Here is a 25,874-nt window from a genome sequence, read left to right as displayed (position 1 = left end):
CACAGGAATCAAATTTCTTTTTAAAGCATATCAGCTTAGCTGTGAAAAGTAGGCATCATTGAGCATCCTGAACATTCACACATTTCCACGTTCACACATTCACACGTTTCCACATTCACACATTCACACGTTTCAACATTCCCAAAAGTGCAATCAGTTCACATTCAACGCCGGCTGAAAAAGCTAATAACTATACAACTCAAACCGCTGAATCGCGTAAGCTCCGCGAAAAATACGAATGTGCCGCCCCTGGTGGGTTTGATCTCCGTTCAGATGACGGATCACCCGCCAGCGCCCTTCCTCCATCCGGCCCTCTTCGTTCTTGAGTATACCTACCCGGTAGCCGGGATCACCGGTATTGGCAAAGGTGATAACCACACCGGATCCGGCCAGATAAAATTCATCCGGTCCGGTTCGGACAATGATTGCGCCGGCCGGTTCCCAGACTTCATTATTTGATTCCCCTTCCCAACCCAGCGTATGACTGTGTTTGACCGTAAACTCGTACTTCCCGAATTGCAAGGTGGTGTCCGGACTGTTTTTATCCAGGAGTACACCTTCAATTTTATTGTTGCCGTGGTGAGCGGTGATGAGCGGCATGAGTTGATCGATCAAAGCGTAAGCCTTGCCCAGTTCCTCCTGCTCCGGCTGCGCTTTGGATTCAATGGAAAAGGGCGAAAATCCCATACTTTTGTAATGACCGATGGAAAAAAGGGCCTTGGCCGCTACGGTGTTGTCAAAACGATGCTCCGGTATAAACAGCGGATTATTCTGACGTGTATACAGATCATTCCAATGCCGGAAGCGGGGATTGTAGAAATCGGGCGAGAAAAAATCAATATCGGGTCCGCCCGCTCTCCAGACGTCCAGCAGGTGGGGGAGGGGCCCTGCACTGGGATAGCCCGTTCCGGGTTCCCGGCCCGGGCGGTTCAGAGCGGCGTTGACGAACATCGGTAGCGGATAGGCTGCTTTCCCGGTTTCGATGATGGCATTGGTATATTTTGCGTAGTACCAGGCCATGAAGATCTCATCGGTGTGGCTGCCTTTGCCGAAGACCTCTTCCCAGTTCCCGGTGGTTTTATAACCGTTCTTTTCCCAGACGGCGCGGAACTCCGGTACCAGCGATGATTTATTCCGGGTGAGGTAATTCATCAGTTCGTCCGGTACGTCCGCGTCGAATTTTTCGTTGGCCAGGGCGCTGTGGTCCCGGGCTACGGGCAGCATGCCGATCTCATTCTCCGGTTGGATCATGATCACGGTATGGGTATGCCCGTCAACGGCTTTGAGGTGCTCCATCAGGGCGCGAAAGGCTTTCCGGTCGGCGTCCTGATTGTCAAAACTGAAAGGCGACAGGATCTCCTGCCGTTGCCCCTGGTCATCCTCGGCGCGCGGAAACCGGAACGGATCTTTTTTTACCCAGCCCGGTACGTGGCTCGACATACTGTTTTTCCAGGATCCGAACCACAGTAAAACCAGTCGCAGGTCGTGTTTCCTGGCTTCAAAGATGAGTTCGTCCATCAGCGTGAAGTCGAAAACCCCTTCCCGGGGTTCGATGAGTTCCCAGTATACGGGCGCCAGTACCGTGTTCAGATTCATGGCTTGCAGGCGGGGCCAGATCGGCTCCATATATTCGAGACTGGTAAAGGAGGAATTGCCCAGTTCCCCGCCCAGAATGATGAATGGTTTGCTGTCTACCATCAGCTGAGTGGTTGTCCCCTTGGGGTATAAATAGGGATATAGCGGGCCGTACTGTGCCTGCAATCCGAAACTCCACAGCAGCATCGGCCACAGCAATCCGGAGAGAAAGTGTTTCTTTACGCTGGTACCCATCATCGGAGATTTACTTTTCGTAGCCTAAGAATTTATTCGCCCAGGGTATAAAATACTTCATATTGGGCCAGTCGGTATGGCCACCGTCGTGTTGCCGCCAGGCCAGATGACCGTCCAGCATATCGGTATTATAGGGCGGCATTTCTTCCCGGAGGTAATCGTTGGACACGCCGAGGTCTGTAGCCCCGAGCAGTTTATAAACCGCTCCGGCCGCTACCGTAGCCATATAACTTCCCTTTTGATCCAGCCAGTGGGCATCCCCCTTTTCGGGAATACCGTAACTGATGAAGACGGGCCGGGGGGCACACAGGGCGATCAGTTCGTGGGAGTCAACGGGGAGATCGCAGCCCGTTTTTTGGCCAAATTCGGAAGCTTCGGCGGCGTATTTCAGGTAATTGCCGGCCATCCAATGCATGGCTCCCGAGCCGGCCAGATTTTCAACTGCTTCTCCGTAGATCCGCCGGTGCAGGGTGGTGCCGCCTTTTCCCGAAGAACCGATCAGGCCGGTGGCGAAACGCTCTTCCAGCGCCAGGGTGACCAGAGCGGCCTTTCCGTAGCGGGAAACGCCTTCGATACCGACCATTTTGGCGTCTACCAATTCATCGGTTTCCAGGTAGTCCAGTCCGCGGGCTGCACCCCAGGCCCAGGCGCGCAGCGCACCCCAGTCGTCCGGTTTTCTCGGCTGTCCTTTATTGACCAGTCCGATGATCCCGCTCGTCAATCCAGCCGCATTATCGGCCTGGATACTTGCCGGTTCGATGGTGGCGTATCCCCAGCCGGCTGCCAGCAACTGTTCGGTGGAGGGAAGGTCGCCTTCGGGCGGCGGTGCAAAAAAGTTGGGACCAGGCAGTCGGGTGATGGGTTCATAGGCAGGGTATTTATCGAAGATCGCCTGCATCGAGGGGTCGTGTTTGATCAGCATATCCTTAAAAGAACGGTTGATCGCTGCCAAATCTTCCTGATTCGGCTGGGCCGGGGCCGGAAAAGCCGGTCGTCCGAACATCATCAGTACCGGAACGGGGCCCTCCACATTGGTGGGGACGACCAGCATCATATTGATATTCACCTCGATCTCCGGATAGGCGCTATTGTCCACGCGACCCACCAGTTTTTTAGCGATAACCGGGGTGCGGCGCACAAACTCCCGGTCGGTGATCTCCACGGTCCAGTTCACCTCCGGAACATTTTCCGGAACGCGGCCGTAGACTTCCCGCTCAAAATCTTCCACGATTTCCGGCCGGCGAACTTCCCACCAGGTTTCAGCATTCGTTACGGTCTTTCCCTTTTTGGTCGTGAGCGCATCCGGCAATTCGGGGCAGGGGTTAGCTGCGGATTCTTCGTAATTGGCGCCATTGGAAGCTTCCGCATTCGGGTTCCGGCCGGACCGGGCCTCCGTGATGCCGAGTTGTTCCATCATGTTGGCGTGGCGCTGCCGGTTCAGGGCATTGATACTGTCTCGTTCCGCCTGGGACAAGAAGAACTGGCCGTGCAGGGCGGAAACGGCGGCAGTGAAAAACAACAGGAAGCAGAGTATATTTTTCATGTAATGAGGGAGTTGTTGAAGGATTTAGGAATACATTTCATCTAAGATAATGCAAGTTGCGATACCAATGGCCGAACCGGTACCGCATCTTCAGCAAATGATAGAGCCCTGCCCCGGAAATTCCGGGACAGGGCAGTAATAACAATTCAAGCTATTTTTTCAAGTGCAACTACTTACGGACAAACGAATTCCGGCACTTCGTACAGGATCACATTATCAATGTAGAAGATTTTATCGGAAGCACCCATATCCAGCACGATATGGTGCCCGTCGGGGATATCTTTACCCACGGTAAATTCCCAGGTGTATTCGGCCCATTCGGTCGTCAGATTGGCGTCGGCGCCGTAGAAGTAATCATCGCCGTTGCCTCCGTTGTAGCGCGATGCCGATATCCGCATGACCGCGCCGTCTTCGGCGGCTTTGGCCATCAGTTTTACGGCGTAGCGATTGCCGAGTACCAGCGGAACGGCCGCAGCCGCCATCTGGGTATCCCAGGGATTACCACCGGCACCGGTCACTTTCAGAGCCTGGCTGCCACTGGCTACCTCCTCGGCCGTGGGTTCTACCGAACCGTTGAGGAGTTCCCAGGAGGTCATGCCGTCCTCGAAGTCACCGTTATCGAGAATATTGATCGGAATGACTTCCACGTACTCCGCCAGGCTGACATCATCCACGTAAAAAACCTTATCGGAAGCGCCCATATCGAGCACCAGGTGGTGCCCGTCCGGAATGTCCTTGCCAACGGTAAAGATCCAGGAATATTCGGCCCATTCGGTGGTGAGCGCCACATCGGCGCCGTAGAAATAGTCATCGCCGTTGCCTCCGTTGTAACGGGAAGCAGATACGCGCATCACTGCGCCGTCCTCGGCGGCTTTGGCCCACAGTTTGACTTCGTATTCATTCCCCTGCACCAGCGGTACTACGTCGGCCGCCATCTGGGTGTCCCAGGGGTTGCCGCCGGCACCGGTCACCTTGATGGCCTGGCTGCCGCAGTGGACTTCTTCGGTGGTCGGTTCGACGCTACCGTTGAGGAGCAGCCAGGAGTCCAGGCCGTTCTCAAATCCGCTGTTGGCTAAAAGATTCTGCGGGATGGGCGGGCCGGCTGCACCGGTCTCGATCAGGATAACGTTATCGATCAGGAAAGGTACATCGGTCATCCCCATATCCAGGACAACCCGGTGGGTTTCGAGATCGTTGGTTACCTCAAAGGTCCAGGAGAGCTGGGTCCATTCGGTCGGGATGTCGACGGTCTCTCCGTAGAAATAATCGGCGCCGTTCCCGTCGAATTGCGATACGGAAACCCGCATCTGGGCACCCGCCGCTTCGGCGCGGGCCCAGAGCAGAATGGTGTATTCCGAACCGAAATTAAGGGGTGTCGGTAAACTGGCCAGTTGGGTGTTCCATGGGTTGGCGGCAGCACCTACGATCCGCAGGGAGCGGCCAAAATAGGCATCGGCTCCGGTCACTTCCGTCATTTGGTCCCCGCCGTTAAGTTTGGTCCAGTCGGTAAAATCATCGCCGCTTCCATCTTCAAGATCACTGTTGGCTACTTTGTTGTCGCCAACGTAGAAAATGGAGGTCGAGACTTCGGTCACTTCCTGCGTGGCCAGTTCAATCTCGGCCGGCGAGTTGATCGGCAGGCCGTCCGGTACGGTGATCACCAGTAGGTTATTGGTGGCTGAAACCGTGCTGGCGGCTACACCGCCGACTTTTACGGAAGTCAGGACATTGAGATTCATACCCGCTATCGTCACTTCCTCTCCGGACGCGGCCGCAGTGGGTGAAATGGCGTGGATCTCCGGGATCGGACGTTGTAAAACTTCAAAATCGACCGTCACCCGGTAGTTGTTAGCCATAGCCAGCGTAATGATACTCGGGCCGGGCACGGCATTTCGCGGTACGATAAAAGTGATGGAGGATTCGCTCATGCTCTGGACTTCATCCGCGTGTTTATCGCCGATAAAAATGGCATTCACGGTATTCAGATTAGATCCCTGCAGGGTGACCGCATCACCCCCGTAGGCCGCCGCCGGACTGACGTTGGTAACGGTTACCGTCGGCCCGATCTCCAGCTCATCATCGCAACCCGTCAGGAACAGGGAAGAAGTGAGCAGCAGCAGACCGAATATATAGAATAAGTTATTTTTCATGATGTTAAAGGATTCAATTAATGGATTGACTTCGAGCGTCAGAAATCAGGTTTGAGTAGTTACCATTCTGATCAGTAACCGGTATTCTGACTGACGCCTGCGAGATCGATAAAGGTCTGCGGGATCGGCCAGCGAACGTGGTACGGCTGAATGTTGGGCGCACCGTCGGAATTGTGCAGGCGAACCCGCTCTACCAGTAGTCCCAGTCGTTTCAGGGTATACCAGCGATGTCCTTCGTGCCCCAGTTCACGGGCGTTTTCCTCCAGAATGGTTTCTTCATCCAGGGTCGTGAAACGATGCTCGGTATCTCCGAAGGCCCGGTCCCGGATCGTATTGATCAATTCGAGCGCGCGGTCCGTATTGCCGTTCCGGAAGTGCGCCTCGGCACCGACGATAAACGCCTGGGCGTAGCGGTACACGATCACGTTTCTAAAGCCTTCTGCATCCGCTTCGGTGCGGCCGTAGGTGCCGTCTTCCCAGTTCTTGATGGTGGTAGGTTCCGTGTAGCGGGCTTCCCGGTCCCGGCCGTCGGCCCAGGCCAGTACGTACTCTTTGGTGGCGATATCGCCGTTCTTCAGGTCCCAGCCTTCCATGACGGCCTCTTCGTCGTCGATGTACCAGTTGATCTTGTGCCAGGTATCCAGGCGGCCGTCGTCCTCGTCAAACAACGTCCAGTAATAGGGCGAGGGAGACAGGCGGGACCACGGTCTGGCGCCCTGCTCGAGCGTGCGGGCCACTCCCGGTACGCGATCGTAAAGCGGTACGAACATCTGGACGGTACGCTGGGGTCTGGCCTGAATAGCCGGGTCGAATACCCAGGAAAAAATGATCTCCTTATTGCTCTCTTCGCCTTCTTTGCCTCCTTCCAGACCGAAGATGTAATCCAGCGACTGTAGTTCGTAGGAACCGTCGTTGATCACGGCTTCGGCGGCAGCGGCGGCGTCGGCCCAGTTGCCGAGGTCCATATTAGCTTCCATGAGCAGCAGGTTAGCCAATCCTTTGGACGGCGCTCCGACACCCGAGGATTCGGCGCGGCGGGGCAGCAGTTCGACCGCTTCGGTCAGGTCGGACAGGATCAGATCGTAGATCTCCGACGGGGAAGCCAGCGGAGCTTCCCGTACCGGTGATGAACCTTCCGGCAGGGGAACGGCCAGTGGAATGTTTTCCCATCTTCTGACCAGTTCGAGGTAAACGTAGGCTCTCAGCGCTTTGGCTTCTCCCCGGAATTTGAGGATGGCCGCTTCTTCGGATTCATCCCTGGTCGGGAAACTTTCTGAGGCCTGGATCACCAGGTTACAATTGGAGATGGCCCGGTAGTAATTGTCCCACATGGAAGTGAGCGGGCCACTGTTGGCGGCCAGACCATTGCTGTACATATTCATGCCCACCATACCGCCGGCATTGCCGTCAATGAGGTGGGTGCCGTTTACGACCAGGTCCGTTCCGCATTGCTTGTATACGGAGATCTCGTTGTTCTCGTGTACCGATCTGGCGATCTCGTAGACCTGGAACAGTACGGCTTCAACGCCACCCAGGGTATTCAGTACCTGACTGGCGGGAATGACGTCCTTCTCCTCGCGGTCAATGATGCCGCTACAGGCCGATGCCAGGAGGAGTACGCTTAGTATTAAAAACGAAAATTTATAGTTCTTCATCGTCTTGTCCATTTTGGTGATTGGATTAAAAAGTGATCTTGGTCCCGAATATCCAGGTCCGGGTGATGGGATAAGATCCGACGGAGGATTCCGGAGAATAGGCCAGCTCATAATCCGTCCAGTACTTCAGGTTGTTGCCCCGGACGTAGAGGGATACATCGCTGATGGGGAGTTTGGCGAGCAGACTGGAAGGAATGCGGTAGCCCAGGGAAACGTTCCGGAGTGCAACAAAGGAGGCATCCTGGATCTTGATGGCGTTGGCGAATAAGCCTCCGGACATCGGTCCGCCCGCACCGATACGCGGGAACTCCGTACTTGGATTGTCCGGTGTCCAGTAGTTGATGGCCAGCATATTACCCCGGCCGGTGTAGCCGCCGATGTAGTTGTTGGAGCGGGTTACGCCCTGTACGGCTTCAAACAGAATGGACAGTTCAATGCCTTTATAATTGAAAATGTTGTTGATACCGCCGTACCAGGAAGGGGTCGGGTTACCCACAAAAGTCCGGTCATCGGGGGTGATAATACCGTCTCCGTCCACATCCCGGATAATGGGATCACCGGGTACGAAATTCCCGAAGCTGGCGGCTACGTCCTCCTGGCCGAGTTGCCAGACGCCGGTTACGTCGTAGTCGTAGATCTCCCGGATATCCTCTCCGATGAACCAGCCGTTGGCCGGGTTGTTGATCGGGTTGCCTTCCGCGTCCACTTCCGTGCTGCTCAGGCGGATGATCTCGTTGACGTCTTTCGCCCAGTTGGCGCTGATGTCCCAGGTGAAATCTTCGTGCTGGACGGCGGTCGCTCGCAGACCGATGTCGATCCCTCTACTTTCCGTTTCCCCAACATTGGAAGGATACCGGGTGAAACCGTTGTTCACCACACCGATGATGCTTTCAAAGAGGAGCAGATCGGAGGTGTTGGTCTGATAAAGGTCGATGGTGGCGTTTAGGCGGTTTTGGAAGAGACCGAGGTCCAGACCGACATTCACCTGCTTACTGGATTCCCATTTGAGGTCCGGATTGGAGGCATTGGATGCCAGACCGAAACCGTTGAAAAGGATTGGATCACCGGTTTCCGGGTCCGTCCCGGCGTTCACCTGTACATTGTTGGTACCCGCCCGGTAGTAGTAGGTCGGGAAGCGATCATTACCCAGTTCGCCGTAGCTCAACCGCAGTTTCAGGAAGCTGATGCTGCTGTTGTTCCCGAAGAAATTCTCATTGTGCGCATTCCAGGCTACGGAAGCCGATGGGAAAGTACCGTAGCGGTTGTTGGGGCCGAAGCGGGAAGATCCGTCCCGGCGCATGGTCAGGGTGACGCTGTAGCGATCGCCGTAGGTATAACCCAGTCGTCCGACGAGGTAAACCCGTCCCCAGTCATCCCGCGACCAGTCGTACCGGATATTCTCATCAACGGCGTAGCCGATGGCATTGTATCCGAGCAGGTCGGTCGGGATCTGCTCCGCAATCGTATTGGACTGCTGGTAGTCAAACTCCTGGAATCCGTACACCGCCGTGGCGTTGAACTTGTGATCCCCGAATCTTTTATCAAAGGTCAGGATGTTATCCACCAGATAAGTAATGCCTTTGCTTTCGGTAATCTGGGCTTCGCTGGGGTCGCCGTCGTTGTAGTTGGACGACCAGAAACGACCGAAGAATTCCTCCCGGTCCTCCGCGTAGGTGTTCAGGGTGTATTTCAGCCCGTCGAAGAGTTTTACGTTGATATAGGGGTTAATATAAGACCGGGTAACGGTACGATCGAGGATCGATTCGTTGTAGCGGTGCAGCGGGTTGATCTGAAAGCGGTCATCCCGGATAAATTTCGTAAAAGTGCCGTCTTCGTTGTACACATCGCCCAGCGGCGTATTCGTACTGATGGGGAAGAAGGGCGCAAAACCGCCGTTGACGTTGAATTCGGTCACTGCGTTGGCCGTTTCATCCGCAAAACTCTTGCTCAGCTGTACGCGGGCGCCAATGTCCAGCCAGTCCGTCGCACTAAAATCCCCGTTGAAGCGGATCGAGTAGCGATCGTAATCGGACTTCTGGACGATCCCGTCCTCGGAGTACAGATCGCCGTTCAGGTAGTAGCGGAGCTTTTCGTTCCCCCCGGAGGCAGAGAGGCCGATCTTGGTCTGCATGCCGGTACGCAGCAGGAGGTCCTGCCAGTCGACATCGTTACCCGCAATATAGTTCTGGACTTCACTGGGGTCTACCAGACTGTTGATACTCGGATTTTCCACACCGACCGCTTTTTCGGAATCCATCCGGTACTGGATGTATTGTCCGCCGTTCATCATGGGGATCCGATTGGCCAGATCCACAAAACCGGTGGAAGCGGTGAGGCTGATCCGGGACTGGCCGGCTACCCCGCTTTTGGTGGTGATCAGGACGGCTCCGTTCGCACCACTGGAACCGTAAATGGAAGCGGCGGCGGCATCTTTGAGGATGTTGATGCTGGCGATGTCGTCGGGGTTCAACTCGGCCAGGTTGCCGCCCACCAGCGGCACACCGTCCACTACGATAATGGGGGTGTTGGTCGCATCGATATCACCGGCGGCCGCACCCAGGGAGTTGGTACCGCGGATCTTGAAAGTAATACCGGACCCCGGCTGGCCGCTGCCCCGGGTCACCCGCAGTCCGGGTACCTGGGCCCGCAGGCCTTCCACGACGTTAGGAACCGGTACTTTTTCCAGTTCTTCCACATCGACCGTGACGATCGATCCGGTGACGTTGGCTCGTTCCATGGTACCGTAACCGACTACGACCACTTCATCGAGTACCAGACTGGCATCCAGTTCCACGTCGATCGTGGAACGCCCGCCGATCGCGATTTCCCGGGCCGTATACCCCACATAGCTGAAGGTAAGTGTACCGTCGGAAGGAGCGGAGAGGGAATAGGTGCCGTCAATGTCCGTTGTGGTACCGTTCGTAGTCCCCTGCACGATTACCGTGGCTCCGATCAACGGCTCCCCATCGGCAGAGACGGTCCCCCTTACGGTGATGTCTTGGGCGGAAAGGAGCTGGCAGAAGCATAATGCCACTACCGTTAAACCCAACCGCCATCTTTTTCGGACCGGTAGCCCGAGCAGTGTAAAAAGCTCATTTTTCATAAACTATTGGTTTTTCGTATTAAAATTTTGATAGAAGCTTCCCGGAAAAAACCTTTTAGAATGTGAAGTGAAAGTTCAGGAACCGGAGAACGATACTGTCGAGTGCCAAACCTCCGGAAATGACCGGAGCAGATCGCTCTTCCGATTGGATGTTTAAAAGGCCTCCTGCGAGCCCTGAAAGGTAAAATCCAATTAGCTTCTACTTACAAATGTAATAATGTTCTATAATTTACGCAATCGATTGTTTATATTTGCGTCGATCTTTTGCAAAATCTTATACTGAATTTCGGCCAATTTGTAGTGTTTATTACTTATCTAGTGGTTTTTTTGAAATTTTGATCGTACCGCTACCGACAAAACGGCCGCTTTTCCCGGAATTTACCAGCAAAAGCAGTCAATCGATTGCAAATGCAGAAGATCAGGCATTGGAACTATTAAACCGACATACACGAAATGATGAAACCATTCAGGTATTTGAGCTTTGCGTTATTCTTTAGTTTATGGATCGCCCGGCCGCTGGCGGGGCAGGATCTACCGGTGATCATCGAATTGGAGAACGGCACGGTCGGCGGCGATTTTTCCGTTTCGGAGACAGAAGGTGGCACTTATGTTTCCATTACGACCAACGGCACCGCCGGCCATCCGGAAGCCGATGCCCGGGTGATCACGGTAGACATTACTTTTCCGGAAGCACAAACCTACGACCTATACGTACGTTTACGGGTCGGAGCCGGTGGTGCGGACGATGACAGCTTTTTTTACGGCAACGGCTTCGGGATCCAGCCCTATGCGGACGCGGGCTGGATTCGGGCCAACAACATTCATTCCATTGGCTATACTGCCGCCGGCGAAACCGTTTCCGGCGCGGGTGGTGCGGGCCAATCGGTATGGAAGTGGATCAACCTCTCGGAATATTCCGGCGACGAAGCCCCCCGTACCTTCGAAGTGACGGCGGATGCGCTGACCCAGACCTTTCAGATCGGCGCCCGGGAAGACGGACTGGATATTGACAAAATAGCGTTCGCACGGGCCGATTATTTCTACACCGTGCAAAATCTGGATCTGGTAGAAGCGGGTTCCCCGGATATGGACGGGGGCGGCCCGGGCCTGCCACCGATAGCCGAAGGTCAGGATAAATTTTTGGGCAATGTTTACAGCACCAGCCAGTTACCCGGTTTTGCCAACTACTGGAATCAGGTGACTCCGGAAAACGCCGGAAAGTGGGGCAGCGTTGAAGGCAGCCCGGATAATATGAACTGGGCGGCGCTGGACGCGGCTTACGCTCTGGCCAAGGATAACGATTTTCCTTTCAAGTTACACGTTCTGGTTTGGGGTAATCAACAGCCCGCCTGGATAGAGAATCTGCCGCCGGCCGAACAGCTCGAAGAGATCAAGGAGTGGTTCCAGGCTCTGGCCGACCGCTACGAGGATATCGATTTTATCGAAGTGGTCAACGAGCCGCTGCACGATCCGCCCAACAGCAGTGGTAGCGGCGGTGGTAATTATCTGGAAGCGCTGGGGGGAGCCGGTTCCAGCGGCTGGGATTGGATATTGGAAGCCTTTCGCCTGGCCCGGCAGTATTTTCCCGAAGCGGAACTGATGCTCAACGATTACAATATTGTCAATAGTGCCAGTAATGTCAGAGACTACCTCGAGATCATCAATTTGCTACAGGCAGAAGAACTGATCGATCAGATCGGGGTGCAGGCCCATGCTTTCTCTACGCGCAATGCCAGCGCCAGCCAGCTCCGGAACAATCTGGATGATTTGGCCGAAACGGGCCTACCGCTGTACGTCACCGAACTGGATATTGACGGCGCTACCGATCAGGGACAACTGGCCGAATACCAGCGCGTATTTCCGGTTTTCTGGGAACATCCGGCCGTACGCGGGATCACCCTCTGGGGATTCCGTACCGGAATGTGGCGCACCGAGCAGAGAGCTTATCTCGTCGACCAGGATGGGGTTACCGAGCGCCCGGCCCTGGTCTGGCTGCGGGGATACGTGGAAAGCAGCCCGGTCAGCGTACGCCCGCCCTTGGGGTCCGCGGACCGAATCTCGATCTATCCCAATCCGCTGAGTGGAGGACCGCTAAAAGTGGAAGGGCTGGAAGGCCCGACCGGCGTTCAGTTGTTTAACTCCGCCGGAACCCTGGTCCGGCAGGCGCAGTTGAACGGAAATACGTTTGAGCTGCAGCGAGATCTTCCACCGGGTTTATACCTTCTAAAACTGCAAAATCAACAACAGGTCTACACTAAAAAGCTTATGGTGAAATAGTTTTGAATTATTAAAGTTGTGTTTCGGTTGCACGGGTCTGGACCCGTGCAATTTTTTTGCCTTCTACCGATCGTTGCTGCGTTAAAAAATTGCGACGACCCAACCTTCCTGCTTTCAATTTCTGTCTGAACAGGTACAGTTTAGAATTTATAAAAAATTGAAAATGAGGATCTTAATTCCCGTAGGCGCTATGCTTCTTCTCGTCGTACTCCTGATGTCCTGTCGTAAGGAGACGGTAAGCGGCCCCGAAAAGATTTACGAATGCGTCTTTACTCAGAATGATGCAAGCATGGAGGGCCTGATCGATGAGACCGAGCGTTCCCTGATGGAAGCATGTTTAGAAAACCGGCTGACGACCAAAACTGAGGTCGAAAATAATCTCATCGGAGAATGGGAACTGGTCGGTCACGGGGAAGGCTGGATCCCCTCTTATTCCCAGCCCTGTGCTTATCTGAACATTGAGGCCGGATCGCTATCCTTTCAATTCACCAATGCCTTCCGGGACACCCTAGCCACCTACGCTTGGGAGGTCATGGAGGTAAACTCCGGCGGCAGTAATTACTACTGGCTGAAAACCACGCCGGATGAAACCGGCTATCTCGGATTCACCACCTTTTGCAGTGATAATATTTTCCTGGATGCCACTCCGTCCGACGGCAATATGTATCTGTACCGTCGGATGGAGTAGGGGAGCAGATCGTCCTCCGTCTATTTTTCGATCACGATCGTTGTTACACTTTCGGGCAGTATGCCGGTGATCACCCGATCACTCTGCACATCGACCGGCCTTTCCTGTACGGTCAGGATAGCGGAGGTGGCGTAGGCCTTGGCCGAAGCAGCGGAAGGCATGGTAAAGTTTACATTCCCAACGGCCACAGCACCGGGATTAACCACTACCACTACGATCTGCCGGTCGCTTTCGTAAGCAGTAATGTTCAATGGAGTGTCCTCACTGGCCTGAGTGCCCACCCGCACCGAGCCGGGCCGAACGTATTTGGAAAAATGGGAAAAAGCGTATCCTCTTTTGAGGATCTCGCCTTCGGTAGTACCCTGCTCGCCGTCGCCGATGAATGAATAATAGCGCTGCAGATACCACCAGATATAGGCATTCCAGTTGTGCGTCATGGCTTCGTGGACGGTGTTGAGCATGGTCAGGCTTTCCGCCCATTTGGCGGCTTCGTCGTAGGAGGTCCAGGGGGCAGCCCCGGCATTTCCGGTATTCAGATTGAGCAAATATTCTGTCATCCAGATCTCTTTATCTTCGCTTTCGGCCAGGGGTAGCGGGGCCAGCCCGCCTCCGTAGATATGGCCGGCTACGATATCGATGTTCTTTACGGCTTCGGTATCATTGAGCAGCGCATTGGTGAAGGAGGAATTAAAATTAAAAGATTCCGGAGCGGCGAGTCGTGTACCCTCGATGAGGTGGCCATATTGACTGATAAAATCGATCATTGCGGCCGGCGACCAGTCGCAGGATTCGTAACTGACCTGGATGTCCGGCTCATTCTGGATAGAAACGGCGTAAATGTCCACGCCGTTGTCCGCCATGTACTGCACAAACTCATTGATGTGATCCTTGAAGGCACCGTAATGTTCCGGCAGCAGGTAGCCGCCGATCTCACTACCATTGCTCTTCAGTTCGGCCGGGGGAGACCAGGGAGACGCCTGGATCTTCACCCCGTAACGGGTAGCTTCCTGTACCGATTCCAGAATGAGCGGCCATTCGGCCGGATTAGAGGCGATCCGGACCCGAAAAATGCTCAGGCCAAGGCCGTCACCATCTACACTAAATGCTTTTTCCGCCTCCGCGGGTTTGAGGAATTGCGTTCCCCACATCCGGTTGGCCCCGCCGAATCCGGCGATGGTCTGGTACTGCTGGTCGGTCTGAATGGTGATGGTAAAGGGATCTTCTTGCATCCCCGGGGTGGTATTCTCTTTTTCGCATCCGCTCGTCATGATCCAGAGGGAGAGGCAACAGAGTAGCGGCGTAAGGGGACTGATCTTAATTTTCATAGTGCTGTTTAGAATGATCAAATTTTTATTTTTTGAGATCGGGCTGTTATATTGATATACTTTTTTTTGCGCAGGGATGGTCACTTGTGCTATTCATTTTTGATCTCCACGTAGTCGAATACCGCCTGCGCCTTACTCGGCTCACCGTTGGAAGTAGCGTAAAGCCCGTACAGGCAACCGACAAAACCACCGGCAGTTTCCGTACTCAGGTAGGTAGCGTCCACGCCGTCCAGCAGACTGGTAAAATCCACGCCGTTCTCACTGTAGGAGAAGTTGTACTGGTCTCCCCGGGCTTCGATCCGGAGGTGCACACCAACCGGCGTGTAGGATTGTTCCGCCAGGGTTTCGTAGCCCGCTTCCGTTTGTTTTAGTAACTGGAGCTTATCGGCGGTTTTGTTGATGAAATAGTAGTGGTCCTGATTTTGCAGGATCAGCAGTCCCGCCATTTCCTGCTCCTGTTCCGGAGTAAATTCCATATAGGTTGTGATCTGGCCGTTCAGGTGAGTCTGGCGTCGCAACATCAGGGATGGATTGCCCCGCTCGGCGATGGTTTCGGGGCGAAGCTGGAGGCTAAGGGTCCCCGCGTCGGTGTCGGACTGGTACCAGGCTTCTTTCACATTCCGCAGGAAAAGCCACCTCGGGTCCAGCGGCTGGGTGAAATCGATGTGGTAGTTGAACTGCCCGTTGAGCGGGACCGAGGCCGTGGAAGTTTGGGCGGTGGCCGGAGCGGGATATTCGTATTGCACTTCCTCAAAGTCCGGGTTGATCACGGGCCAGCCGTCGATCCATTTTACCGGAGCCAGAAAGGTTTCCCGGCCCGTATTGAAATGATCCCCCCGGTAGGGACGGCAGGCCAGAAATACAGCCCACCACTCTCCGGATGGCAATTCAACCAGATCGGCGTGGCCGGCGGTAGTGATCGGGTGGGGTCGGTTTCGGTCCAGATGCCTTTGGGTGAGAATAGGATTTTCGGTGTGGGGAACGTACGGTCCGCTAACTTTTTCGGATCTGAAGATCACCTCCGAGTGGTTGTATCCGGTGCCACCCTCGGCACACATGAGGTAGTAATAACCGTCCTTCTGGTAAATGTGCGGCGCTTCGATCCAGACCGGTTCCTGACTGATATCGACCCCGCCGTTGACCAGCAGCAATTCTTCACCCACTACCTGGAGGGTTTCCTTATTGAGTTCGCGCATCCGGATCGTACGGTGTCCGCTGTAGAGCGGCTTGCGGTCGGGCGCCCCGTGGTTATAAACGACATAAGCTTTCCCATTTTTATCAAAAAACAGAGAAGGATCAATACCTCCGTTCAGTTCCGGCAACCAGTAAGGTTCGGAATAGGGACCTTCCGGCTGTCTCGATCTTACTATGAAATTTCCGCCATTGTCGATCAGCGTGCAGATGATATAGAACCAACCGTCATCATAACTGATCGCCGGGGCAAAGAATCCGCGGGAGATCCCCTGCTCGCTCAGGTCTACCTGTTCGGTGCGGTCGATGGCGGCACCGATCTGTTCCCAGTGGATGAGGTCCTTACTGTGCAGAATGGGGATGCCGGGAAAGTAAGCAAAGGAGGAATTGACGAGGTAATAGTCGTCACTCACCCGGCAGATACTGGGATCGGGATTGAAACCCGCCAGGATTGGATTTTGCACGCTGGTTGCCCGGGGAGCGTCAGTAATTGGCGGTTCTTCCCCGGTAGTTGTGGGTTTCATACAGGCGCTGAGGAAGAGTCCGGATAGTAATAGCAGATACCAAAATTTATTTTTCATAGATGCGGACATTTTGAGCTTTTAGGATTTATCGTTTGAAGGTAGGCGGCGGTCCGAGAAAGGTATTGTCCTTTTTACCGCTCCGGGACAGCACGATCTTTTCGAAGACGATCCCCGGATCGAGGTGCCAGATCTTGAGCTGGTGTTTCCCCGGAGGAATAAAGCTGCGGGTAGTTACCTCGTTGACATTGCGACTCACAGAACGATCCCAGCGGTATTGCTCCGGATCGTGGATATTCAGTACCCGGGGCGTCTGGCCGTCAATCGAAATAGCGGTAAGCAGGCCCCCTTTATCGTAAAAATCAATGGTGGGCCCCAATAGTAGTTTGATGTCAAAATCACCGCCGCTGGCCAGATGGAAATCGTACGTCAGATGGGGCGTATCCTCACTCAACTGATCCGGTGCGATGGTAACTGTACTGGGGAAGGCTTTGATCCCATCCCCGGTGCGCCCGTAATTCCGGATCGTTCGCCATTCGATCCCCGCGCCATTGTGGGCAATATAGCCGGATTCCGCCTTGATGCTGACCACATCGTTCTGTTCCACATACAGGGAACTCTGGTGGGGTATATTGTTGCGGTTTACATACAGGTGGATGGTCCGGGGATCCTGTCCGGGGCTACTTACGGTAAGTTGGGCGTCGGATGCTTCCGGCGGCAACTGCTCCCAGTCTATCCCGATCCCGATACGTTGCTCCGTTGTGATGAGCCCGCTGGTCACTTCCGGTTTTACCCAGTCCTGGTTGCTACTGATCTGATAGGAAAGTGGCGTTTTCCCGGTATTGAACAATTTCAGGAAAGTAGTTTCCTGCAATTGGGGGTAAAGGGTCGGCAGCGTATTGAATTCCTTTTCCTGCACTTCCCGGTCCTGCCCCGGGAGCCAGACACCTAGCCGGCCCCGGTCCTCCGGCTGGAGGTAGGTGAGCTCGGGCATATTGTTGTTCGGCGGTTGCTGCCAGTAGGTATAACCGATGTGGGTCTGATCCATCAGGTGATTCCATTTGCCGTCCGCCAGAAGGTGGTTGTGGTAATAGGTCAGGAGTGAATCCCGTGTAAAACAGGCCTTTACCTTTTCCGCCCAGCGGTTGGTGGCCACCCGGCCCTGAGCGGCGTACCACTGATTGACATTACGGGAAAAGTACAATTCGTTGAGGTTGGCGCTGGCGGCAATGGGAAAGTAGACGAGTTGGTAAAAAGCATCGTGGTAGGCCACCGGGATGTCATTCAGGATGCTCCGGGCCCGGGCTTCCAGTGCCTTGTAATCCGCTACGATCCCGGCGGCTTCATCGTACTGCGTCAGGCTGTAGGTGGGCAGGTTTAGCAGCTCCGGTTTGCGGCGGCTGTTGAATTTGCTGTATTGGTCCAGCAGGTACGCGATCTCCCCGGTGCGAAAGTCATTGAATTGCTGGTGGGCCCACTGCCGGGTATAGCGCGTCATCTGCTCGTGGTCGAGCTGTTCCGGATCCCAGGCCAGATCCAGAAAGAACTGGGTAGGCAGTTCCATGGGTTTGATGTCACCGACATTGACGATCCAGACCTGCCGGACCTGATGCTCGTAGGCCATCTGCATCTGCTCCCATACCCGGGCGATATTGTTCGTATTGATCCATTTGTAATTACGCGGCCCACCCACATAATCGTAGTGATAATAAATGCCGTAACCGCCGCTGCGCGCCGGTGCATCCGGCGGGGGCAGTTTGCGAATATTACCCCAGTTATCATCACAGAGCAGGAGGGTGACATCATCCGGCACCCGCATGCCCTTATCGTAGTATTCCTGTACCTCCTTGTAGAGCGCCCACATCTGGGGCGTCTGTTCCACGGCTTTTCCGGTCTCCGCCGCGATGATCTCCCGTTGATCCCGGACGATCTTTTCGAGCAGGGCGATATTGCTTTCTTCGGACATGGGCTCATCCCCATCCCCACGCATCCCGATGGAGACGATACTTTCGTTATCGCCCATCCGCTGGATGCCCTTGCGCCAGAAATCCTGCAATACGGTGGGATTGGTATTATAATTCCAGGCGCCTTCCCCGTAGCGATCCCATTCCACATGGGCCCGCATCAGTGGTTCGTGGTGGGAAGTGCCCAGTACGACCCCGTATTCGTCCGCCAGTTCCGGACTGCGCGGATCATCGTCGTAGATGGCCCGGCCCCACATGGCGGGCCACAGGTAGTTGCCCTTCATACGCAGGATGAGTTCAAACACTTTACCGTAAAATTCGTGGTTGAATTTGCCGTAGTTCTCGTGGACCCAGCCGGAAAGGGCGGGCGCTTCGTCGTTGATAAAAATACCGCGGTATTTCACCTTGGGTTCGCCGTCGGTGTAGAGGCCGGGTCGAATACCCAAAAAGCTTTGCCGCTCCACCGGCACATCGGCCCACCAGTTCCATGGAGATACGCCCATTTTTTCGGAAAGGTCGAACATGCCGTAGATCGTTCCCCGCTTATCGGAGCCGGCGATCACGAGGGCGCGCTCAATATTTTCGAAGGGTTTATCTACAGTGGTCAGGTAGAATTTTTCCCACCGGCCCTGGAGGGCAGCCGCGGGTATTTTTCCTGCCGCCGCCAGTTGATCGATCAGGCGGCTCTTCCCCAGGGTGCCGACGATGATGGCGAGGGGTATTGTTTGTTCAGTAGAATGGGAAAGAGTTTCCGGTAGCCTGCCCGTGGTCATTTCCAGATCGGCCGCCAGATGACCGGCTACCCTGGCCACCCCCGGGAAGTCGCTTTCGTCGATGAGGATGGGCGCTGCTTGTCCGTCCCGGAAGATCGGCAGGGAGGCATCATCCGGATTAAAACTCAGATAGGAAGTTGCGGTACGAACGTTGAGCTCCGTGGGCAGATCGGCTGAAGTCTCCAGTGGTGATCTGGAGGTTGTGCCGCAGGCCAAAAGGCAAAAAAGGTAGCCCAAAGCAAGGGTATAGCTTGTTCTGGTAAAGTACATGCTGAAATGGTTTTTCGTTTTCGTTTTTGTTTCCCGAATTATTTCGGGAGTGGCTGTACCGGACGCAGGTATCTATTCAAAATCAACCACGGCCCGGTAGGCTGGCTTGCGTTGGCGTTCCTGATCAAAAAGCAGGGGATAGTTCTTGCGGCCCCGCACCGGGAAGTTATCCAGCCAGGAATGACGATCCGACACATTCCAAAAGGTGACGGCACTGATGACGTCCTTAAAATCACGGAACACCCCAAAGATCATCCGGTACTGGTCGATCTGTTGTTGCTCCCGCTCCGCTGTGAAGCTGTCGTCTTCATCGGAGCGTTTGCTCCGACGGCCGCTTTCGGACGGATAGACGGACAGGTCCAGCTCGGTGATCTGCACTTCCAGGCCCAGTTCGGCGTAAGCGCTGAGGGCCGCCCGCAGTTCGGCTTCGTCCGGCCCGTGAACGGACCAGTGCCCCTGGATACCCATACCGTGAATGGGAATACCGGCCGCCTGCAGTTTTTTTATGAGTTCAATGATCTTATTGCGTTTCCGCGCACCGATAGCGCTGTAGTCATTGTAGAACAGCAGGGCGTCGGGCGCCGCTTCGTGGGCGTATTCGAAGGCTTTAAAGATGAAGTCCTCCCCGCAGATCTGATACCATTTGGAATTGCGGTAAAATTCATCCGGTGCATCGGAGATGGCCTCATTGACCACATCCCAGGCGTATATCTTACCCCGGTAGCGACCGGCAACCTGGAAAATATGATCCTTCAGACGCTGGAGCAGAACGGTTTTACTGACCGTCTCGCCACGCTCATCTTCAAACATCCAGTCGCCCACCTGATTGTGCCAGCAAAGGGTATGGCCCCGCACTTTGAGATTGTGGGTTTCGGCAAAATCGATCAGCTGATAGGCGTATTCCCAGTTGTACCGGTCTTCCGTGGGGTGGATGGGCCCCATTTTCATGATGTTCTCCGCGGTAATGCTGGCAAATTCATTGACGATCAGCGCCGAATCGGGGCCCGAAAAATTCCGTGGGCCCACGGAAACTCCCATGGTAAAATAGTCGGCGTAGTAGTCTTTTAAGCCTTTCATTTCTTCCTGCGCCAGTCCGGCGGGAAGTAGATACAGCAAGAACACAAGTGCGATGCAAAGCCGCATAAAGCATAATTTTGGGATGAAGGATAAAAGTATCAGCTAGTTGACGCAATCGATTGAGTAAACCATTATAAAAGTAAATAATTTCATCTGGATAAAAAAAAGCCCTGTCGGATTTTCGTCATCCAACAGGGCTTTTTCAGCCAGTTCCGGTGCCGCAGCACCGAAAGGATTAGCGCTTATTCAGCGGTAGTCCGGGCTTATTCCGGCACGATATTCGGGTTCAACAGATCGTAGAACTGATCCAGTTTCGGCAGAATGATGATCCGGGTTCTCCGGTTGGTAGACCGGCCTTCAGCCGTTGAGTTGCTGGCCAGAGCGTTGTATTCTCCACGACCGGCAGCGATCAGACGATTCGGATCGATATTGTGCATGGTCTGCAGCGCACGTACCACGGAAGTAGCCCGCTTCACACTCAGGTCCCAGTTATCGATGATACAGTTGTTCTTGATGGGTACATTATCCGTGTAACCTTCTACCATTACTTCCAATTCCGGTCTGGACTTCACGATCTGAGCGATCTTACCCAGTACTTCGTTGGCTCTGGCCGTCAGGTTGTAGCTACCACTCTGGTACAGCATCTTATCCGACAGATTGACGAATACGACGGTTTTGTCCACTTTGATCTCCACGTCTTCATCTTCGATACCTTTAGCCAGCACACCTTTCAGGTTAACGGCCAGGGCGAGGTTGATGGAGTCGGCTTTGGACTTCGCTGCCTGCAGCAGGCGGATGTACTTATCCTTTTTCTCCAGTTGAGAAAGGGTCTCTTTGATGTTTTCGTTAGCAGACTGGGACAATACCGTCAGGTCACCTACCTGAGAAAGTTGCTTGTCTCTCTGGTCGCGGAAATCGGTTACCTGCTCGCGAAGATCCTGAATCTGTTCTTCCCGCAGGTTAACGGAAGTGGTCAACCGGGCTTTTTCCTGTTCACAGGCGGACAGGAGATTCATGTATTTATTGAGTTCTTCGCCGGCCTTACCCAGTTGTTCATTGGCCAGGTCCAGTTCTTCCTGCATGCTTGCCTGCATCTCCTGATATTTCTTGTTACTGACACAGGAGGTCATCATCAGACCAAAGGAAGCAATGAGGATGAAATTAAATAGCAATTTCATTGGGAAATGTTATTTGTTAATTAATAAAGCTGGTTCAATATGAATAGTACGGTTCGAAAAGTTCGACCGTATACACTATTTAACACTGTGATAAAGCACTTTGTGCTGTAATCACTGGTTTTGCGGGGAAAAAATAAAGAGCGTAATATCAACAAGACGTAAGGACGTGGGGGTAAACCTTAACATTTTACTATTCATACAACGACAGGAACATGCGCTCGTTGTGTTGGCCCTTCACTTTTTTTCCCCACACTATTATTGTTGTGGCGGCGTAGAGATCATGATATGCGCACGGTGGGTACCCGGATCCATGATCCAGGGACCTCCGGGAACGACCGGCTGAATGGGCAGTCCGGTGGATTCGGCGGTAGCCCAGGGAATGTAAACAACATAACGGTAATTTGCGCCGGTGACCGACTTGGATTCCGGGTCGTACTGCCCCGATTTGCCCTCCAGCAAATGCATCGTGGTAGGCTGCCCGGGCATCTTCAGGGTACCGGCTTTGGCCTCCGCTTCCCGGGTATCGAAGATCTCCAGGTTATTTTTTCCTTCGGCGCGCAGCTCGCGTCCCCGGATCATGAACGGTTCCAGGTCCTGGTGGTAGCAGACGCTCTGGAAACCCTCGCGGTTTGGATCATCGGCAAGGCAGATCAGACTGTTGGTCCCTTCCCGCAAAAGTGTCAGATTTCCTTTGCTGGTATAGCCATATACGGCCGCTCCGTCCCGGGTGTCTTCCGGCGCAGCGCTGGTAGCTTCGATGATCTGTTGTTCGGCATTTGGCGTGGTTTCCTGGGCACAGCCCTGTAGGGTAAAAGAGAGTGAAAGGAGTAGGAGTAGATTGAACTTTTGCATGATAGGCGTTTTGATGGTGAATCAAAATACCAAAAAATCTGATTTTATTGACCCATTCTAATGCTAATTTGGCCCGGCTTCCAAAATATGTTAAAACGCCGGTCAATATGGTGTGGGAATTGGTGAATCTGTGGGTGGTTCGGTGTGGCGGGCGGGCCTAATTTTGTCCTTTTGGATGAAACACGCTTTGATAAAACCAAATTGAAAACCATGTATCGCAAAATTTTTGAAAACAGCCGGATCCTCCTGCGCGCCGCCATACTGACGGGTATTATACTGAGTAGCTTTTTCCTCGGTTTCTCCCTGGCGGCACTACTGCAGATGTCCGATAGAATAATCAGTGGAGTCTGGTGCAGTATTGCCGCCGTGGTCGTTTTTGACGATTTGCTGGAAAACGCCAAGACCCTGATGAAAGACCGCCTGCTGGGTACTTTTACGGGGGCGCTGCTCACCGCCGCATTCTCTGCCTTATTGCAACCGATACTCATCGCGATCGCACTGGCCCTGCTGGCCGTTTGTATACTCATCATTTACTTTGAATGGAAAGGAGCGCTCAAGATCGCCTGTATTACCGTACTCATCATCGGCATCAGTCCGATCCAGGGCATCAACGGCGGGATCTGGAGCGCCGCTTTTATGCGGTTTATAGAATCGGCGCTCGGTGGTTTCGTGGCCATCGGCGCCACGGTAGTCCAGGATAAGGTGAAAAGTTTCCAACCGCTGCGCAGCTGGCAGCTGCAGGTATACCGGACCTATCTTCGGATGCGCCGGTAAGGTCGGACAGCGGCAGCCGGCGGATAAAATTGGCAGAAAACGCCCCACAAATCCGGTAGTTGGGTATTTTTGTAAAAATCAATCGACTATTCGTTTTGCCCGTTCCGCCATTTTACCGCCTGCTGCCGCATCCATCCCTGCGCGGGGTGATCGACTCCTACTGGGTGATCCGGCAGAAGACCGATCCGGTCGGCGTCTATCCAATGTTGCCGATGGGCTATCCCTTCCTGGAATTTAGTCTTAATGAAAATCAACTCTTATTGCACCGGGGGCAGCAAACGGAACCCTTCCGGCACATTGCGATCGGACTGACCGGAAAGCCACTCTATTTCCAGAATACCGGCTTTATTTCAAGTGTGCTGATCCGGCTGCATCCCTGGGGGCTGGCCCGGCTGTTTGCCGGCTCGGGAGAGCTGAGCGCTAGCTGTAACGCCGGTCTCATTTTCAGCGACCGCCTGGAATACCTGATCCGTGACCTGAGCGCAGATCAGGAGCAGGTGCACTACCAGGAACTGCTGGACCGGTTTTTTCGACGTTTCCTAAGACAAAGGGAAGTGGCACTGGACGCACGTATTCCGATCGCCATCCGACGGATTTTGCAGCATAAAGGCAATCTGTCCATCTCTGATTTGGGAGAGCAGCTTTTTCTCAGTCAGCGTCGTTTGGAGCAATTATTTAAAGCCCATTTGGGGCTCACGCCCAAGGCCTACGCCGATATCGCCCGCTTTCAGTCCGCGCTGGCGGCTACGGGAAATTACCGCAACCTGACGGAACTGGCATTAGATGCCGGTTATTATGACCAGTCTCATTTCATCCGGCATTTTAAAAAATACGCCGGGGTACCGCCTTCCGAAATATTGAGACCGGACGGGACCAAACCGGAGAAAATTTCGAATTTATACAATCCCGCCTTTTAGACACTGCTTATTTTTGCCCTTAAAAAAGTATGGAGCGCATTATTGCATTGGTCGCCGGTGCATCCCGCGGGGCCGGAAAAGGAGCCGCCCTGGCTTTGGCGGAGATCGGATCCACCGTCTACTGTGTGGGTCGCAGTACGGACCAAAATCGCCGGCCCGATACCCTGGGAACTATTGACGATACCGCCCGGGAGGTGGATGAACTGGGCGGCACGGGCATTCCGCTCGCCGCAGACTGCAGTGATCCGGAAGCGGTAGCCGCTATCTTCCGCCGGGTAGAGGAGGAGCAGGGGCACCTGCACATCCTGGTCAATTCGGCCTGGGGAGCCCACGATGCTGACCTGAGTTTTGGTCCCTTTCACGAAAATGTGGCCCAGGACTGGGAATATATGTTTAATCGCGGAGTGAAGAATTACCTGCTGTGCTCGGCGGCAGCGGTACCCTTGTTGCGGGCGGCGAAGCAGGCGCTGGTCGCCAACATCTCCTTCTGGGATGACGATAAATACATCGGTTCGTTGATGTACGATCTGGCAAAAAGTGCGATGAACCGCCTGGCTTACGATCTGAGTGTTGAGCTAAAGAAAGATGAGGTGACGGCCGTAGCCCTGTCGCCCGGCTACATGAATACGGAAAAGGTGCAGGAAGCCATGCGCAAAGATCCTTCTCTGCCGGAAAAAGTCGGTCTGCCGGGAGAATCCACCCGCTACGTAGGTCGCGCAGTTACGGCGCTCTGGCAGGATACCCAGCGAATAGAAAAATCGGGACGGGCGTTGCGGGTTGCCGATCTGGCGCGGGAATACGGATTTACGGATGTAGACGGCACCCAACCGGAGGCCTTCCGTCTGTAGACCTGGAGGAACAACTTATTTGCCGGAAACATGAGTCATCCTGAATTTTTTTAGGACTCAAAAATGACCTCGTAGAGGTTAAACATTCGTAGAAAAATAGTGGAATTCCTGGTTTCGACCTCAGGGAGGTCGCACAACATGGAGCAATGTGGTAAATGTGCGACCTTCCTGAGGTCGGAAAACGCTTATCCAGGCTAAATTCTACGAATATTTGACCTCTCTGAGGTAGGGTGTACAATCTGCGGGGTAAAAGTTGCGGTTGGTTTTAAAAAAAATGTTCTCAAAATTAGTGATCTTGAAATCGCCAAATCACAAGTCACCATTATGAGAACACCATCTAAAGCTAGTAATAAAGTTTGGAAAGAAAAAGCGGTATTGCGAGGTAAACAATTAAACAGGGCCAAGCAAGAGCTAAAGCGTCAAAAGCTAAAGGCTACAAAATGGCGATCGGCCTATTATGAATTGAAAAAAGCGCAATCAGTCAGGCCAGTGAGGAACTATAGTTATCCATTAGAATTAATATGGATATCTATTTTGATGCACATTAATTTTAATGTTAGCTTGAGAGGGGTCAGCCAAAGCGTAGTGAAGTTAGGGGAGCTATATGGGTTATCCCTTCCTAAGCTCAGCCATATGAGTGTTAGAAACTGGTGCTTGAAGTTTGGACTCTATTGTTTAAACCAACCCTTGGCAAAAGGTAAATACGTATTGATCAGTGATGAAAGTATAGAGATTGGTCGGGAGCGTCTGGCTTTACTTTATGTGGTGCCAATAGAAATTTATAGCCCGATCGAGCCCTTGACGATGGAGGATGTAAAGGTATTGGATCTGGGAGTCCAGCCCTCGTGGAGTTCAGCCCAACTGGCCCAAAAGATTAAGCACAAGGTGAAGGCCTATGACTTAGAGATCGTCTATGGCATCTCTGATAATTGCAGTAA

General features: G+C 53.8%; 17 protein-coding genes and 1 pseudogene. 7 read left to right on the top strand and 11 right to left on the bottom strand.

The genetic code is table 11. The annotated features are described in order from the left end of the window. Window positions 1-183: 183 nt before the first annotated feature. The 5 genes from CRP01_RS36015 to CRP01_RS35995 form a co-directional block, all read right to left on the bottom strand. Entirely contained in the window at window positions 184-1,833 is a 1,650-nt protein-coding gene (locus CRP01_RS36015; protein WP_222845897.1) for a GH35 family beta-galactosidase, read from the bottom strand. A gap of 7 nt (window positions 1,834-1,840) precedes the next feature. Beyond that, complete coding sequence (locus tag CRP01_RS36010; protein ID WP_099154945.1) at window positions 1,841-3,373, bottom strand: glucuronyl esterase domain-containing protein; 1,533 nt, start codon at window positions 3,371-3,373, stop codon at window positions 1,841-1,843. Between the two features lie 173 nt (window positions 3,374-3,546). Beyond that, on the bottom strand, window positions 3,547-5,523 hold the full coding sequence (locus CRP01_RS36005; RefSeq protein WP_099154944.1) for a carbohydrate binding domain-containing protein: 1,977 nt from the start codon (window positions 5,521-5,523) through the stop codon (window positions 3,547-3,549). A 71-nt stretch (window positions 5,524-5,594) separates the two neighbouring features. Continuing rightward, the gene (locus CRP01_RS36000; RefSeq protein WP_170110692.1) at window positions 5,595-7,178 is read right to left on the bottom strand and encodes a RagB/SusD family nutrient uptake outer membrane protein; all 1,584 of its coding nucleotides are present in this window, start codon (window positions 7,176-7,178) and stop codon (window positions 5,595-5,597) included. A gap of 25 nt (window positions 7,179-7,203) precedes the next feature. Next, entirely contained in the window at window positions 7,204-10,281 is a 3,078-nt protein-coding gene (locus CRP01_RS35995; RefSeq protein ID WP_099154942.1) for a SusC/RagA family TonB-linked outer membrane protein, read from the bottom strand. Window positions 10,282-11,367: 1,086 nt separating this feature from the next. Between CRP01_RS35995 and CRP01_RS43555 the strand changes: the two are divergent. From CRP01_RS43555 to CRP01_RS35985, 3 genes and pseudogenes are all read left to right on the top strand, one after another. After that, window positions 11,368-12,315, top strand: a pseudogene (locus tag CRP01_RS43555) (endo-1,4-beta-xylanase); the annotation flags it as partial. A 3-nt stretch (window positions 12,316-12,318) separates the two neighbouring features. Further along, entirely contained in the window at window positions 12,319-12,558 is a 240-nt protein-coding gene (locus tag CRP01_RS43550) for a T9SS type A sorting domain-containing protein (protein ID WP_394337786.1), read from the top strand. A 163-nt stretch (window positions 12,559-12,721) separates the two neighbouring features. Continuing rightward, on the top strand, window positions 12,722-13,246 hold the full coding sequence (locus tag CRP01_RS35985) for a hypothetical protein (protein ID WP_143473693.1): 525 nt from the start codon (window positions 12,722-12,724) through the stop codon (window positions 13,244-13,246). Between the two features lie 20 nt (window positions 13,247-13,266). On the opposite strand, the gene CRP01_RS35980 is transcribed toward CRP01_RS35985, so the two are convergent. The 6 genes from CRP01_RS35980 to CRP01_RS35955 all read right to left on the bottom strand — a co-directional run bounded on the left by CRP01_RS35980 (window position 13,267) and on the right by CRP01_RS35955 (window position 22,397). Next, window positions 13,267-14,571 carry a glycoside hydrolase gene (locus CRP01_RS35980; RefSeq protein ID WP_099154939.1) on the bottom strand — a complete coding sequence of 435 codons (1,305 nt, stop codon included), beginning with the start codon at window positions 14,569-14,571 and terminating at the stop codon, window positions 13,267-13,269. Between the two features lie 89 nt (window positions 14,572-14,660). Continuing rightward, window positions 14,661-16,343, bottom strand: coding sequence for a glycoside hydrolase family 43 protein (locus CRP01_RS35975; RefSeq protein ID WP_222845896.1), 1,683 nt, complete (start codon window positions 16,341-16,343; stop codon window positions 14,661-14,663). Between the two features lie 28 nt (window positions 16,344-16,371). After that, window positions 16,372-19,290, bottom strand: a complete 2,919-nt coding sequence (locus CRP01_RS35970) for a glycosyl hydrolase 115 family protein (protein ID WP_099154938.1) — start codon at window positions 19,288-19,290, stop codon at window positions 16,372-16,374. Window positions 19,291-19,362: 72 nt separating this feature from the next. Next, the gene (locus CRP01_RS35965; RefSeq protein ID WP_099154937.1) at window positions 19,363-20,433 is read right to left on the bottom strand and encodes an endo-1,4-beta-xylanase; all 1,071 of its coding nucleotides are present in this window, start codon (window positions 20,431-20,433) and stop codon (window positions 19,363-19,365) included. Window positions 20,434-20,630: 197 nt separating this feature from the next. Further along, the gene (locus tag CRP01_RS35960; protein ID WP_099154936.1) at window positions 20,631-21,545 is read right to left on the bottom strand and encodes an OmpA family protein; all 915 of its coding nucleotides are present in this window, start codon (window positions 21,543-21,545) and stop codon (window positions 20,631-20,633) included. Between the two features lie 255 nt (window positions 21,546-21,800). Beyond that, complete coding sequence (locus CRP01_RS35955; protein WP_099154935.1) at window positions 21,801-22,397, bottom strand: hypothetical protein; 597 nt, start codon at window positions 22,395-22,397, stop codon at window positions 21,801-21,803. 210 nt (window positions 22,398-22,607) lie between these two features. Here CRP01_RS35955 and CRP01_RS35950 point away from each other — a divergent pair, with 210 nt between their 5' ends. The 4 genes from CRP01_RS35950 to CRP01_RS35935 form a co-directional block, all read left to right on the top strand. After that, on the top strand, window positions 22,608-23,171 hold the full coding sequence (locus tag CRP01_RS35950) for an FUSC family protein (RefSeq protein WP_099154934.1): 564 nt from the start codon (window positions 22,608-22,610) through the stop codon (window positions 23,169-23,171). Window positions 23,172-23,266: 95 nt separating this feature from the next. Further along, complete coding sequence (locus tag CRP01_RS35945) at window positions 23,267-24,088, top strand: helix-turn-helix transcriptional regulator (RefSeq protein ID WP_143473692.1); 822 nt, start codon at window positions 23,267-23,269, stop codon at window positions 24,086-24,088. 29 nt (window positions 24,089-24,117) lie between these two features. Beyond that, window positions 24,118-24,936 (top strand): SDR family NAD(P)-dependent oxidoreductase, encoded by an 819-nt coding sequence (locus CRP01_RS35940; protein WP_099154932.1) that lies wholly within the window; start codon window positions 24,118-24,120, stop codon window positions 24,934-24,936. 324 nt (window positions 24,937-25,260) lie between these two features. Beyond that, window positions 25,261-25,874, top strand: a 614-nt coding sequence (locus tag CRP01_RS35935; protein ID WP_143473691.1) for a hypothetical protein, incomplete at its 3' end; no start/stop codon positions are given.

Source organism: Flavilitoribacter nigricans DSM 23189 = NBRC 102662 (genome assembly GCF_002646595.1).
Taxonomy (GTDB): Bacteria; Bacteroidota; Bacteroidia; order Chitinophagales; family Saprospiraceae; genus Flavilitoribacter; species Flavilitoribacter nigricans.
Note: the sequence above shows the minus strand (reverse complement) of the source record. Positions and strands in the feature narration are given on the sequence as shown.